This is a genomic window from Asticcacaulis sp. W401b (assembly GCF_046503825.1).
Classification (GTDB): Bacteria; Pseudomonadota; Alphaproteobacteria; order Caulobacterales; family Caulobacteraceae; genus Asticcacaulis.
Window position 1 is genome coordinate 141612 of the sequence record NZ_JBKFEE010000003.1, and the last position, 13282, is coordinate 154893.

The 13282-nt window shown below is 62.6% G+C and carries 14 protein-coding genes; 8 read left to right on the forward strand and 6 right to left on the reverse strand.

The annotated features are described in order from the left end of the window. Positions 1-12 precede the first annotated feature (12 nt). Positions 13-1701, reverse strand: coding sequence for an ArnT family glycosyltransferase (locus tag ACK8OE_RS08185; protein ID WP_410272152.1), 1689 nt, complete (start codon positions 1699-1701; stop codon positions 13-15). A 186-nt stretch (positions 1702-1887) separates the two neighbouring features. Between ACK8OE_RS08185 and ACK8OE_RS08190 the strand changes: the two genes are divergently transcribed. Both ACK8OE_RS08190 and ACK8OE_RS08195 read left to right on the forward strand, forming a co-directional pair. Continuing rightward, a complete protein-coding gene (locus tag ACK8OE_RS08190) occupies positions 1888-2619 on the forward strand; it encodes a glycosyltransferase family 2 protein (RefSeq protein ID WP_410272153.1) in 732 nt (243 codons plus the stop codon). A gap of 92 nt (positions 2620-2711) precedes the next feature. Beyond that, positions 2712-3167, forward strand: a complete 456-nt coding sequence (locus ACK8OE_RS08195; RefSeq protein WP_290799806.1) for a hypothetical protein — start codon at positions 2712-2714, stop codon at positions 3165-3167. A 3-nt stretch (positions 3168-3170) separates the two neighbouring features. Here the strand turns inward: ACK8OE_RS08195 and ACK8OE_RS08200 are convergent, their stop codons facing one another. The 3 genes from ACK8OE_RS08200 to phaR form a co-directional block, all read right to left on the reverse strand. Further along, positions 3171-3401, reverse strand: coding sequence for a hypothetical protein (locus tag ACK8OE_RS08200; protein ID WP_410272154.1), 231 nt, complete (start codon positions 3399-3401; stop codon positions 3171-3173). Between the two features lie 536 nt (positions 3402-3937). Next, positions 3938-4150: a hypothetical protein gene (locus ACK8OE_RS08205; RefSeq protein ID WP_232037006.1), complete on the reverse strand. Its 213-nt coding sequence runs from the start codon at positions 4148-4150 to the stop codon at positions 3938-3940. Positions 4151-4264: 114 nt separating this feature from the next. Beyond that, positions 4265-4897 carry a polyhydroxyalkanoate synthesis repressor PhaR gene (gene phaR, locus ACK8OE_RS08210; protein WP_410272155.1) on the reverse strand — a complete coding sequence of 211 codons (633 nt, stop codon included), beginning with the start codon at positions 4895-4897 and terminating at the stop codon, positions 4265-4267. 423 nt (positions 4898-5320) lie between these two features. On the opposite strand from phaR, the gene ACK8OE_RS08215 reads away from it, so the two are divergent. The 3 genes from ACK8OE_RS08215 (at position 5321) to ACK8OE_RS08225 (ending at position 8442) form a co-directional block, all read left to right on the forward strand. Further along, entirely contained in the window at positions 5321-6514 is a 1194-nt protein-coding gene (locus tag ACK8OE_RS08215; RefSeq protein WP_410272377.1) for an acetyl-CoA C-acetyltransferase, read from the forward strand. Positions 6515-6673: 159 nt separating this feature from the next. Beyond that, positions 6674-7399 carry an acetoacetyl-CoA reductase gene (phbB, locus tag ACK8OE_RS08220; protein WP_290799672.1) on the forward strand — a complete coding sequence of 242 codons (726 nt, stop codon included), beginning with the start codon at positions 6674-6676 and terminating at the stop codon, positions 7397-7399. Between the two features lie 233 nt (positions 7400-7632). Next, a complete protein-coding gene (locus ACK8OE_RS08225; protein WP_126421032.1) occupies positions 7633-8442 on the forward strand; it encodes a DUF4908 domain-containing protein in 810 nt (269 codons plus the stop codon). Between the two features lie 9 nt (positions 8443-8451). On the opposite strand, the gene gloB is transcribed toward ACK8OE_RS08225, so the two are convergent. Beyond that, positions 8452-9198: a hydroxyacylglutathione hydrolase gene (gloB, locus tag ACK8OE_RS08230; protein ID WP_410272156.1), complete on the reverse strand. Its 747-nt coding sequence runs from the start codon at positions 9196-9198 to the stop codon at positions 8452-8454. A gap of 67 nt (positions 9199-9265) precedes the next feature. Between gloB and ACK8OE_RS08235 the strand changes: the two genes are divergently transcribed. From ACK8OE_RS08235 to ACK8OE_RS08245, 3 genes are all read left to right on the forward strand, one after another. Then, on the forward strand, positions 9266-10006 hold the full coding sequence (locus ACK8OE_RS08235; protein ID WP_290799670.1) for a class I SAM-dependent methyltransferase: 741 nt from the start codon (positions 9266-9268) through the stop codon (positions 10004-10006). Between the two features lie 250 nt (positions 10007-10256). After that, entirely contained in the window at positions 10257-10766 is a 510-nt protein-coding gene (locus ACK8OE_RS08240) for a SixA phosphatase family protein (protein ID WP_410272157.1), read from the forward strand. Next, complete coding sequence (locus ACK8OE_RS08245; RefSeq protein WP_410272158.1) at positions 10766-11842, forward strand: quinone-dependent dihydroorotate dehydrogenase; 1077 nt, start codon at positions 10766-10768, stop codon at positions 11840-11842. Before ACK8OE_RS08240 ends, ACK8OE_RS08245 begins: the two co-directional genes overlap by 1 nt. A 96-nt stretch (positions 11843-11938) precedes the next feature. Here ACK8OE_RS08245 and ACK8OE_RS08250 read toward each other — a convergent pair whose 3' ends face one another. Further along, positions 11939-13246 (reverse strand): O-antigen ligase family protein, encoded by a 1308-nt coding sequence (locus ACK8OE_RS08250; RefSeq protein WP_410272159.1) that lies wholly within the window; start codon positions 13244-13246, stop codon positions 11939-11941. Between the last annotated feature and the right edge of the window lie 36 nt (positions 13247-13282).

Below are 13282 nucleotides of genomic sequence, written 5' to 3' on the forward strand. Positions count from 1 at the left end.
GCGACCCTTCGCTTACTTCTGCAACTGATACAGCGTGATCTTCACAGGGTCGCCGTTGGAGTAGTTATAACCCTCGATGGTTTTGACGGCGCGCGGCCTCAGACCGGCGGCGCTGACGGCCTTGCGGAACTCCGCGTCGTGGCGGCCTTCGACGCACACCGGACGCCCTTGCAGAAGGGCGGCGGCGGCCTGTTCCGGCGTGTCGGCCAGCTCGGTTTCCGTGCCCATGGCAAAGACGAAGGACGGTTCGGCATAGCCCAGCGTCGCCACCGGCCCCGGTTGCAGGCCCTTGCGCGGGTCAAGGCCGGTTTCGACCAGCGCCGCTTCGAGATTACGCGACATCCACAGGGGCTTAAGCTCCGACAGGGTGGCGACGAAGCCGAGGTGCGCCACCACGCCCGCGCCGATCAGACAGGCCAGCGCCGTGTTCATATGCTGACGCCACAGGAACAGCGCCGCCAGCCCCCCGATCAGCAGCGCCGCGGCGGCCACGATGGTGACCAGAACCGCCACGCCGGCATGACCAAACTCGGACAGGCCATAGGCGGCGATGACGGTGATCAGGAAGCCACCGAACAGGCCCAGCCCGGTGTTCATCACCTTGGCCCAGGTCTTCAGCGGGATCGAGAGCCCCAGCACGGCCAGCAGCACCAGACCGCCATAGGTCGGCAGCGGATAGTGGACCAGCTTGGTGGGTGAGGCTTCAAAGATCAGGAAGCCCGGCACGAACCAGCAGATGGCAAAGCGCACGGCGGGCTCCGCATAGCGCGTCAGCGCCGTTTGCAGCGCGCCGCCCAGAAGGAAGCTTAAGGGGAAGAACAGAAGCGGCAGGGCCAGCGTATGATAGCCGGGCCAGGCGAAATGACCCTCAGACCCCGACACCAGCTTGGGCGCAAAGTCGTCGCCGATGGCCGTACCCCAGAAGCCGCCGTCGGTCGCTATGGTGATGGCGATGGCCCACGGCCCGACGATCAGGGCGGTGATCAGCAGCCCCCACGTCCAGCCGAGGTGTTTCAGCCAGTCGGCGGCACCGGGCACCTTGGCCTTCAGATCCCAGCCCAATAGCGCCAGCGCCGTGGCGGCGAACATCATCGGCCCGATCGGTCCCTTGATCAGGACCGAGCCGCCGAAGGCCAGCCAGAAGATCAGCTTGTACTTCGTCAGTTTGGGCTTTTCGCTGAGGTCCGTGCGCTGTCGATAGGTGGCGTAGATGCGCGCCAGCGCCATCAGGAACAGGGTGGTCAGGCCGCACAGCACCGCATCGGTCTTGGCGATAAAGGCTTCGCTGGACAACAGGAAGGAGACGCCGAACAGTACCCCGGCGATCAGACCCTGCCGGCGGTCAAACAGGAAGCCCGCGCCCCAGCTCATGGCAAAGGCCGCCAAAGCCGCGCCCAACAGCGACGGCCAGCGGTAAGAGAGGATGTCGCGCGCCGCCACGTCCGAGGTCAGCGCGGTCGAAGCGGCCTGAAGCCAGTGGATGCCGACCGGCTTCTTGTGCCGCGGACGGTCCTGATAGCTGATATTGATGAAGTCCTTCGATTCCAGCATCTGGCTGGAGGCCTGAGCGAAGCGCGATTCGTCGCGGTCGAGCGGCGGGATCAGCAGGGCGCAGGGCAGGCCAACCAGAAAAGCGATGATCGCCGCCAGCAGCGGGCCGCGCAGATCAGGGCTCAGGGGGGAGAAGGTCTTGCTGGACATAGGCAAAGCGGGCTCACAGGGGCAAAGCGGCCTCACAGGCGCGAAATCCGGGTGCGGCGGGGCACCGGACTCCTGATGAGGGGGTGTTCGGTTTACGCTTAACCGCAAACCTGATAAGACGCCAGACTCATATTACCGCTGGTCGCGCCGACCACGCCTCCCTTTCCCGCAAAGAGCCGCTCATCCATGTCCGTACCCGTGTCCGTCGTCGTTGCCGTCCACAATGAAGAGGGGGCCACCCCGCAGGTGGTGCAGGAGCTGAAAAGCGTGTTTGACGCGGGCCTTGGGGCCGGGAATTACGAGCTGGTGTTTGTGGACGATAAATCGACAGACGCGACGCCGCAGGTGCTGAGCGGGTTGAAAGCCTCGGTGCCGGAACTGCGTGTCATCCGCCACGAAAACAATGTGGGTAAGTCGGGCGGCGTGTTCACGGGCGTGCTTCATGCGCACGGTGACATCATCGCCATGATGGACGGTGATGGTCAGAACCCGGCTTCGGACGTTCTGAAGGTGGCGCAGATGCTGATGGCCGCCGATGCCAGCGTGGGCATGGTCGCCGGTGAGCGCCGTCGTCGTCAGGACACGGCCTCAAAGAAATGGGCCTCGCGCTGGGCCAACGGCATCCGCAGGAACCTGCTGAAAGACGGCTCGAACGACACCGGCTGCGGTATCAAGGCCATTCGCCGCGACCTGTTTCTGCGTCTGCCCTATTTCGACAATATGCACCGCTACATCCCGGCCTTGGTCAACCGCGAAGGCTATGTTACGCTTTTTGAACCGGTCGATGACCGCCTGCGCACGACGGGCAGCTCCAAATACACCAACTGGGGCCGCCTGAAGAACGCGCTGACCGACCTGCCGGGCGTCATGTGGCTGAACAGCCGCCGCCGCCTGCCGGGGCGGACCACAGAGGTTTAAACCTCTCTGAGAACGGGGTTAACGGGATGGCTAGTCAGGAACAGCGAAACGCGGTAGTAGGTACAGCAGTCATCTCGCAAACGGGGAAGCACATGGCGAATGCACCGGCCAAGAAGGACGAGGGGGGGATTCTGACGGCCTTCCCGATGCTGGCCATTCCCGTTGCGGTGTATAATATCGTCGCCCTGTTCCACATGTTCGGCAGCGACGCCAATTCCGCCTATAATGGCCTGAGCCACGTGCTGTTCAGCGTGCCCATGCCGTCGGCCGGGACGAAGTGGCTGATCTCCACCGGCGATGTCGTGGTGTTTATCGGCCTGATCATGCTGTTTTTCGAGCTTCTGAAATCGACCCGTTCGGACAGCGTGGCCATCGTCAATCACTCGCTGTCGATGGTGCTGTTTATCATCTGTCTGGTCGAGTTTCTGCTGCTGCGCCCGTTTGGCACGTCGACCTTCTTCCTGCTCACCACCATGACCCTGCTCGATGTGCTGGCCGGCTTTATCGTGACCATCATCACCGCCCGCCGCGATCTGGAATTTGGCTGAGCGTCACAGGTTTGAAGTGTACGGGTTGATGCCCTGCTGGATGAGCCTGTCTTGCAAGGCGTGGAGCATTTTAACCGCCGCTACGCCGCTTTTCATACCTTCGCGTGCCTCGGTTTCGCTGATTTCATCTTCGCGGATGACAACCTGATGCGATCCAGCATCATAGCGCACAAAATAACGGTTGCCGCGCCGCCAGATTTGCAAATCCGCCAGTTCAAACAGTAGCTTGTCCATTCTCGAAGCCCTTATGCTGAAACGCCGGACGGCACTACTCAATCGTCCAACTCATCTTCCCGGGTTTGGCTTTGCCGAAACCTGTTTCCAGGGGAGGCACCGTAGCGGGATGGTGTTTCCAACTAAAATAGCCCCCCTACGTAAACAGCGTGAAGATGGTAGCGATCAGCAGCACGTCGAAGGTCTTGGTCAGGATCGGCATCAAGGTAGGCATGGGACGCTCCGCATCAGATGCGGGGCGCGCTGCAAAAGCCGTGCCGTGCGGTTAAAGCACCTTAACCTTAAACCCGTTTCCGGCGCTAAAAGCGGAATGACCTTTGATGGAATAATGCCACTTTAGAAACCACAGATTGGACAGATTACACAGATTATCCGTGTGTGTGTCGTCAGTATTGGCGCGCAGAACCTATCTGTGAAATCTGTGTAATCTGTGGTTAAATCCATATGGTGCGAAGTTTTTTCTTGCCGCCAAGATGGCCGTATTGGCCGAGATCATTATGTTTCCATCATAATGATAGAATTCTTTGCGGCAGGCTCTATATCTTCTCACGCTTGATGCGGCCCGGTGCCGGGCGGCGGTCGTTCGGCCCGGAATATTCGGACGCCAGATAGGTCTTTTTTGCCCGCCCCAGCGTCTCCGGCCCGCCGCGCAGGCCGCGCTTTTCGCCGCCGCCCAGCACCTGCGCCGCATAGTCCACATTCTCATAGGCCTTGTTGACCCGCCGCGTGGACGAGGGTTCGTGTTCCACAGCGGGACCAGCAGGCACAGGAAGGTTGGGCTTTTTCGTCATTCTGTCGGCAAAAGAAAAGGGGCGAAAACCGAAGCTCCCGCCCACTCTACACCCATAGTCTTAAAACAGAGTCTATTTGCGCGTCGCCAACTGGTCGATCTGCGCCTTCATGGCCTCGATCTGCTGACGCAGTTCATTGACCTGATCGCTGTCGGCCGCAGGCGCGGGAGCCGCAGCCGGGGCCGCCGGTTCGGCCGTGCCCGCGCTGGGGGCCGCGCCGGGGGCGGCAAAGGAGAAGGGCGAGAACATGCGCATGGCGCGGTCAAACATGGCCAGGTTCTGCGCCACCTGCTCATCGAAATAGCCGAGCCCCGGCGCGCCGCCAAAGGCCTGAGAGAATTGCGAGCGGAAGCGCTCCTGCTGCTTGGCAAAACCGTCGAGCGACATTTCCAGATAGGTCGGCAGAAGGTTCTGCATCGAGTCGCCATAGAAGGAGATGAGCTGACGCAGGAACTGGATCGGCAGCAGGTTCTGACCGCGGCTCTCTTCTTCAAAGATGATCTGCGCCAGCACGCCGCGCGTGATGTCGTCGCCGGTCTTGGCGTCATAGACGATGAAGTCGATATTCTGACGCACCATGTCCGACAGGTTGTCCAGCGTCACATAGGAGCTGGTGGCGGTATTATACAGACGGCGGTTGGCGTATTTCTTGATGACCACGCGTTCCTGATCGCCGCGTTTGGTCTTCGTTTTGGTTTCGGTCATGCCTTGATCCTGACTCCCCCTGTACGGGTCCAGTGTGATGCCATCTTCGCGGTTCATATTGCGCAACATGATCCGTCGCGCAGATGCGAAAAGCGAAGAGGTTTTCCGCGGCTTTTTATGCTTATGCGGAAGAACTGCACCTACTAAATGGCTATTCCCTCAGTTGTTCAAGGGGTGTGCGGCGATAAAGCGCGTGTGCGTGTGCAAAATGCGGTAAATCTGGCGTGATGGTTGTGCACATGCGAAAAATTTGCGCTCAAAATCACGTGTTTGGAGACTTTTGCACATATTTTGTGTCGTGACACCGTCACGCCTTTGGGGCAGGGTCCGAACCGTCAACTCGCCGGATACGCGCGCAAATGAGCGGTTGCAAGGGAAACGTCCGGTTATTTTCAAAAGGGAATTTTCATGTCGGTAAGCTCTGTGTCTGACGTGGTGATAGTGGCTGCGGCCCGTACACCGGTCGGTTCGTTTCTGGGTGGTTTGGCCTCTTTGTCGGGGGCGGAGCTGGGCGCCCATGTGATCCGGGCCGTGCTGGAACGCTCCGGCCTCAAGGCAGAAGAGATCGACGAAGTGATTCTGGGTCAGGTGCTTACCGCCGCGCAGGGGCAGGGACCGGCCCGTCAGGCGGCGATCAAGGGCGGCCTGCCCAACACCACCCCGGCCTGGGGCATCAACCAGATCTGCGGCTCGGGCCTGCGCGCGGTGGCGCTCGCCGCGCAGCAGATCGCGCTGGGTGATGCGAAGGTGGTTATTGCCGGCGGTCAGGAAAGCATGTCGCAGGCCAACCACGCGGCCTTCCTGCGCAATGGCCAGAAGTTCGGCGACATCTCGTTTGCCGACACCATGATCAAGGACGGCCTGTGGGACGCCTTCAACAACTATCATATGGGTCAGACGGCCGAAAACATCGCCGCCAAGTGGGAGATCACCCGTCTGGCGCAGGACGAATTTGCCGTCGCCTCGCAGAACAAGGCCGAAGCCGCTCAGAAGGCCGGCAAGTTCGACGCCGAAATCGCGCCGGTGACCATCAAGGGGCGCAAGGGCGATACGGTCGTCGATAAAGACGAATTCATCCGCCACGGCGCAACGCTCGACAGCGTGGCCGGCCTCAAGCCCGCCTTCCTGAAGGACGGCACGGTGACGGCGGCCAATGCGTCGGGCCTCAATGACGGGGCGGCGGCGCTGGTCCTGATGTCGGCCGACGAAGCGGCGGCGCGCGGCCTGAAACCGCTGGCGCGCATCAGGTCGTGGGCCACGGCGGGCGTCGATCCGGCTATCATGGGCACGGGCCCGATCCCGGCCTCGAAAAAGGCGCTGGAAAAGGCCGGCTGGAGCGTCGCCGATCTCGACCTCGTCGAATCGAACGAAGCCTTTGCCGCTCAGGCCCTGTGCGTCGTCAAGGAACTGGGTCTTGACACGTCGAAGGTCAATGTCAATGGCGGCGCCATCGCCATCGGCCACCCGATCGGGGCGTCGGGCGCGCGCATCCTGACCACGCTGATCTTTGAACTGAACCGCCGCGCGACTGAGGCGGGCAAGCCGCTGAAGGGCCTTGCCACGCTTTGCATTGGCGGGGGGATGGGGGTTGCCCTGACCGTCGAGACCGTCGCCTAATCTCACCTCCCCACGGCGTGGGGAGGTGGATGCGAATGAAATGAGCAGACGGAGGGGTATGACCGTCAGAGCCGTACCCCTCCACCGCTTCGCGGTCCGCCTCCCCACAAGGTGGGGAGGAGAACAGGGCCGGATTTTAAACCTACAGGATCAAAAAATATGAGCAGAGTTGCATTGGTTACGGGCGGGACGCGCGGTATCGGCAAGGCGATTGCCAAGCGCCTCAAGGACGCTGGCTTCAAGGTGGCCGCCGGTTACGCCGGCAATGAAGAAAACGCCAACCGCGTCGCCGAAGAGCTGGGCGTCTTCGTCGTCAAGGGCTCGGTGGCCGATTTCGCCGACTGTCAGCGCGCCGTGGCCGAGGTTGAGGCCGCTTTGGGCCCCGTCGAGGTGCTGGTCAATAATGCCGGCATCACCCGCGACGGCTTCTTCCACAAGATGAGCCAGCAGCAGTGGCAGGAAGTCATCCACACCAATCTCGATTCGATGTTCAACATGACCCGCCCGGTTATCGAAGGCATGCGTGAGCGCGGCTATGGCCGCATCATCAACATCTCGTCGATCAATGGTCAGAAGGGTCAGGCCGGTCAGGCCAACTATTCGACGGCCAAGGCGGGCGTCATCGGCTTTACCAAGGCGCTGGCGCTCGAATCGGCGGCCAAGGGCATCACGGTCAACTGCGTCGCCCCCGGCTATACCTCGACCGAAATGGTCTCGGCCATCGCCCCGGCGGTGCTGGAAAAGATCGTCTCCGGCATCCCTGTCGGGCGTCTGGGCACCCCCGAAGAAGTCGCCGAAATCGTCGCCTTCCTGGCGTCGGACATGGGCAGCTTCATCACCGGCGCCACCATAGCCGTCAATGGCGGTCAGCATATGGCCAGCTAGGCCTTATGCAGGCTGTGCCGCATATATGCGGAGAACGTGTCCCTCGCCATCTCGATGGCGGGGGATTTTTCATACCTTATACCGTTGCGGCACGCCCATTTGAGAGCGGTTATCATTCGCGCGCTGGTTTGTGACAAAAATGCCGCAATCGCTTGTCATTCAACGATTAGCGCCGTTAAGACACCTCCGGCCTGTCCTAATTCCGCCTATTTCCGTGCGTAGTTTACGCCCCGATGACACAGCCTCAGTTCACATTGCGTCCCACCCGGTTTCAGACCCTTTGTCGGGCGCTCTGCCTTCTGATCCTCGCCCTTTGCCTGCCGGTTGCCGGCGTGGCGCAGGCGCAGGCCGAACGCACCTTGCGCGACTCGCTGATTGGCCGGGCGACGCCCAATGACGGGCGTACCAATGCGCCGCCGACCGTGGCGCGTTTTACCACCGACCGCGGGGCCAGCTTTGTGCTGGACCGCAGCCGCCGCAACCCGCTGATCCAGTTCGATGGCGACAGCGAGGTGTGGGCGCTTACCCCGACGCCCGGTCCGATGGGCGATATCATCTTCAAGAACGATCTGGGCGAACCGGTGCTGAAGGCGACGCGCTGGGGCGGTATGATCCTGTTTTCAAAGGACCGCCCGACGGGTGATCCGGTGGCCGTGGCCGGCCGCGCCGAAGCCTTTGAGCCGGGCCATATGTCACCGTCGCAACTGTTCCAGCATCTGGTGCGCACCTCCAAAAAGGCCTCGGCGGCCCTCAGCCGTCTGGTGCGCTTTGAAGCCGATGTGCAGACGCCGGGCGCCGACTATCTGTTCGCTGACGCGGCGACCGTGACCGCCGATGCCATTGTCGAAATGTCAGCGACCACAAAGGGGCGCAAACTTCTGGCCCCCGTGCAGGAGGTCAAGCTGATCGAAGGCCGTCCGCCCAGCGCCTGGGTCGAAGGCGATACGCTGATGCTCAAGCTGGACCTCAGCAAGGGTTGGGGCGGCCGACCGTCGTCTAAACGTGTGATGAAGGTGCTGGCCAGCGGCGGCAACGCGCCGTAAGGGTGCCGATCAAAACCGGTCCTTGGCCGCTCTGATTTCGCCGAACTTTGCGGCCTGAGCGGCAAAGCCGCTTTTTCTCAGCGGATAGACCACAAACGGATTGGTGGCGATTTCGTCGGCCAGACGCATGGGCACGGTCGGCTCGTCGCGCGCCCGGCGGGCGCGAATGTCCGCCGCGCGCGCTTCCAGTTCCGGGAACTGACCCAAACTCTCGGCAAATTTCAGGTTCGACAGCGTATATTCGTGCGCGCAGTAGAGCGTCGCCTGCGGATCGAGCGCCAGCAGCCGTTGCAGGCTGCTCCACATGTCTTCGGCGCTGCCTTCGAACAACCGCCCGCAGCCCAGCGCAAACAGGGTATCCCCGACAAAGGCCACCTGTTCCGACGGCGCGCAATAGCCGATATGGCCCAGCGTATGCCCCTTGAGGTCGAGCACGTCGAACACGGTCTGGCCCAGCGCGAACCGGTCACCTCCGCTTAAAACCTGATCAAGCGGTGCGGCCTTACGCACCTCTTCGGGGCCGTAGATCAGGCAGCCATAGCGGTCTTTCAGCGCCGCATTGCCGCCCGTATGGTCCGGGTGCCAGTGGGTGTTGAGGATGTAGTCGAGCCCCCAGCCCTGCGCCGTCAGGGCCGCCGTCACCGCTTCGGCATCGGGGGTGTCGACGCAGGCGACCTGACCCGAGGCCTGATCGCGGACCACAAAGCCGTAATTGTCGTTGAGCGCCGGAAACTGATGAATTTGCAGGGCCGACATGGCAAAATCCTCCCCTAAAGCGCACAAAGCATCCTATATAGGAGGTCTGATCCCCTGAGGACCCGCCTTGCGTCGTATCGTATCCGAACTGAGCCGTTTCTATGCCACGCCCGAAGGCGCGGTGACAAGGCGCATGGTCGCGCAGAAGCTGGCCGAAGCCTGGCCCGATGTGACGGGGTCGGATGTGCTGGGGCTGGGCTACACCACACCCTATCTTGATACGTTCAATGGCACAGCGCGGCGCGTGATCGCCGCCATGCCGTCGGCGCAGGGGGCGGAAATCTGGCCCGAAGGGCTGAAAAGCCGCTCAACCCTGGTCGATGAGCAGCACATGCCGTTTCCCTCGGCCCTGTTCGACCGGATTTTCCTGATGCACGCGCTGGAGGAATCGCCCAACCCGGAAGCCCTGCTGGTCGAAGCTTCGCGCTGTCTGACTACTAACGGACGGCTGATTCTGGCCGTGGTGGCGCGCGGCGGCCTGTGGACCCACGCCGAAAAGACGCCGTTCGGCCATGGACAGCCCTTTTCGCGCACGCAGTTGGAAACCCTGCTGCGGGCGGCAGAGCTGGAACCGATCGCCTGGTCCTATGCGCTCTATGTGCCGCCCCTGCGTTCGCTGCTGCGCTGGGCGCAGACCTTTGAAGAGTGGGCCCCGCGCGTGTGGCCCTATCGCGGCGGGCTGATCCTGATGGAGGCGGGCAAGCGCGTGATCCGCGCGCCGGTGCGCGGCACGGCGGTGTCGGTGATCGACGATATCCGCGACAAGCTGGGCGTACCGCTGCCGCAACCCACGCCGCAGGGGCATTGATGATACCCTCCTCCCTGTCGCGCAGCGATGGGGAGGTGGATGCGAACGTAGTGAGCAGACGGAGGGGGCGAAGCTAACCAAGGCTTCAGAGTGCACGGTCGTCCGAGGGGTCCCCCTCAGTCAGTTCGCTGCGCTCACGGCCACCCGGACCGGCGGCCCGGTCCCCACGGCAAGCCGTAGGGAGGAGATTAGTTCTTGAACCGTGACGGCTTTCGCGTCCATAAGCGGGCTAGAAAAAGGAACACGACTCATGATGAAACACCTGATCGTCATGCGCCACGGCAAGGCCGAAAAGGACAGCGCCTCGGGCGAGGATTTCGAGCGCAACCTGATGCAGCGCGGCGTGCGCGAAGCGGCCGCCGTCGCCGAGGCGCTGAAAGCGCGCGGCCTCAAACCCGACTACGCGCTGGTCTCCGCGGCGCACCGCACGCACCAGACCTTTGACGCCGTCAAGGGCGTGCTGGGCGACATAGCCGGTGAGGTGCGCGACGATATGTTCAATATGGGCGCGTCCGACCTCCGCCGTCTGGTCGAAGCGCACGAAGAGGCGGGCGATTGCCTGCTGATCATCGGGCACAATCCGGGTATCCAGTATTTAGTGCTCGACTATATGACCGAAGGGGCGGCGTCCCAGGTCGATATCGACCGGGCGCGCGGCTCGTATCCGACGGCGGCCGTGACGGTGTTTACGGTCGATGTGGCCGGTCGCCCGATCTTCGACGACCTGCTGAAGCCCAAAGACCTGATCGGGGGCGAGTGATGGACCTCTACCGGCTGGCGCTGAAACCGCTGCATCTTCTGGAGGCCGAAGACGCCCACGCGGTGACGATTCTGGCGCTGAAATCAGGGTTTGGGCCGCGTTCCAGCTATGATCCGCCGGAACTGCGCACGGAAATCGCCTTCACAGGCGGGACGCTGGCCGTGCGCAATTGCGTCGGTCTGGCCGCCGGGTTTGACAAGAATGCCGATGTGCCGCTGGCCATGAGCGGCGCCGGCTTTGGCTTTGTCGAATGTGGTACGGTGACCCCCCTGCCGCAGGCCGGTAATCCGCGCCCGCGCCTGTTCCGTTTGAGCGAGGACGAGGCGGTGATCAACCGCATGGGCTTTAACAACAAGGGGCTTGAGGTCTTCGCCAGCCATCTGGAGCGCTATCAGGGCCGCGCCTCGGCGCCGGTGCTGGGGGCCAATATCGGGGCCAATAAGGACGCCACGGATCGCATGGCCGATTACGTCACGGGCCTGAAACGCCTGTGGGGCCTGTCGTCCTATTTTACCGCCAACATCTCCTCGCCCAACACGCCGGGCCTGCGCGCCTTACAGGGGCGGGCGCACCTTGATGAGCTGCTGGGGCAGATTGCGGCGACGCGCGCCGATCTGGTGCGGGTGACGGGCAACAACTATCCGATCTTCCTCAAGATCGCGCCGGACCTCAGCGAGGAAGAAATCGCCGACGCGGTGGAGGCGACCATCGCGCACGGGCTCGATGCGCTGATCGTCTCCAACACCACGATCGAGCGGCCGGAGTCGCTGCGCTCAGCTCTGGCGACGGAAACGGGCGGCCTGTCGGGCGCGCCGCTGTTCGGGCTTTCGACCTCGGCGCTGCGCAGTGCCTATAAGGTGGCGGCGGGGCGGCTGACCCTGATTGGCGCGGGTGGCATTGCCTCGGGGGCCGACGCCTATGCCAAGATCCGCGCCGGGGCGTCGCTGGTGCAACTCTATTCGGCGCTGGTCTATAAGGGGCCAGGGCTGATTGATGAGATCAAGCGCGATCTGGTGCAGCGCCTGCACGCCGATGGCCTGACGCATATTTCGCAGGCGGTGGGTTCGGGGGCTTAAAGAGACCTCTGCCTTCTTATACCTCCCCAACTTGTTGGGGAGGGGGACCACACGAACCGCCAGCGGCGGTGAGATGTGGTGGTAGGGGGGGCTTTCTTAAACCGGCTCCATCCGGTTGGCCGTCAGCCGCGCCATGGCGCAGATAAACAGCACAAAGATCAGGTTATTCTGCCCCAGAATGAAGCTTTCCGACAGGATGAGGAAGCTGAAGATACACAGGGCCAGAACCGAAAAATAGCCGTCCCGTACGCGCGCAAAGCGGAACAGGGCGCAGAAGAAGGTGACGGCCAGACAGCTCCCGAACAGGATCACGCCCACCCAGCCCAGTTGCACCAGCAGGTCCAGCCAGCCATTGTGCGCCGACGGCACGTCCCAGTTGGTCTCCTTCTTGACGATCTGGTTGGGGATGGAATCCGGCCCCCAGAAGGCCTTGTAGCCGTATCCCAGCCACGGACGCTGATCCGACAGCCTCAGCAGCGACTCCCATATCTGGGTGCGCCCGGTCAGGGTCGGGTCCTTGCCCAGCGCCTTGAACACGGCTTCGGGCATCAGGAAGAAGACCGCGCCGCCGATCAGCGATGCGGTAGCACCACCCCAGACGAACAGCACGCTTTTCACGCCGCCGCTGCGCAGCGCCGACAGGACCGGCATGGCCCCCAGCGCCAGCAGGCAGGCCAGAAGCGACGTTTTTGACCGCGACATGATAATCAGGAAGAAGATCAGGGCGGCGGACCCGATCCACAGGGCGCGCCGTTCGGGCAGCAGGAAGGCGCTGGCGCAACAGGCGACAAAACCAAAGGTCATCAAAGACGCCATCTGGTTCTTTTCGTGCCACAGGCCGCGCCAGGCCCCGGCATTGATGTCGTGATGCACGCCCATGGTGGGGTAGAGGAGGGCGGCCAGAATGCTGCCGACCGCCATGACGGCGAAGGTGCCGCCGACGATCTGCGTCAGGTCTGAGCCTTTGAAACGCGCTCCCAGATAAAGGCCAAACAACAGGGTAAAGCCCAGCGCCAGTGAGCGGCGGCTGGTGACGGAGGGATCAATCGACCACCAGCCGGAGGCATAGCACAGGGCCAGCAGGGCGGCGGCCATGACCAGCCCCGGCAGGACGCGCAGGAAACGGTCGGCCCGCACCACGCTGAGCAACAGGGTCAGGCCATAGACGGGCAGCCACAACAGGCGCATCCACGACACTTCACCGCCATTTTCCTGATTGGGGGCAAACAGCGGGGCCCACAGGGCTTCGGAAAACATGAAGACGCAGAAGGCCGCCAGCAGGGCCTCGATGCGAAACAGCATGAGGGCTGCCCCGTTCAGAGGGGGCTCTACGGCGTCACGGCGGTCGCTCGCGCGGACCGGTCGCGGATAGTCGTCACGTTCGTAGGCGGGCGTCGCAGGCATGGGAGTCCGAAGGCGGGGGACTCTAAACCTATCATT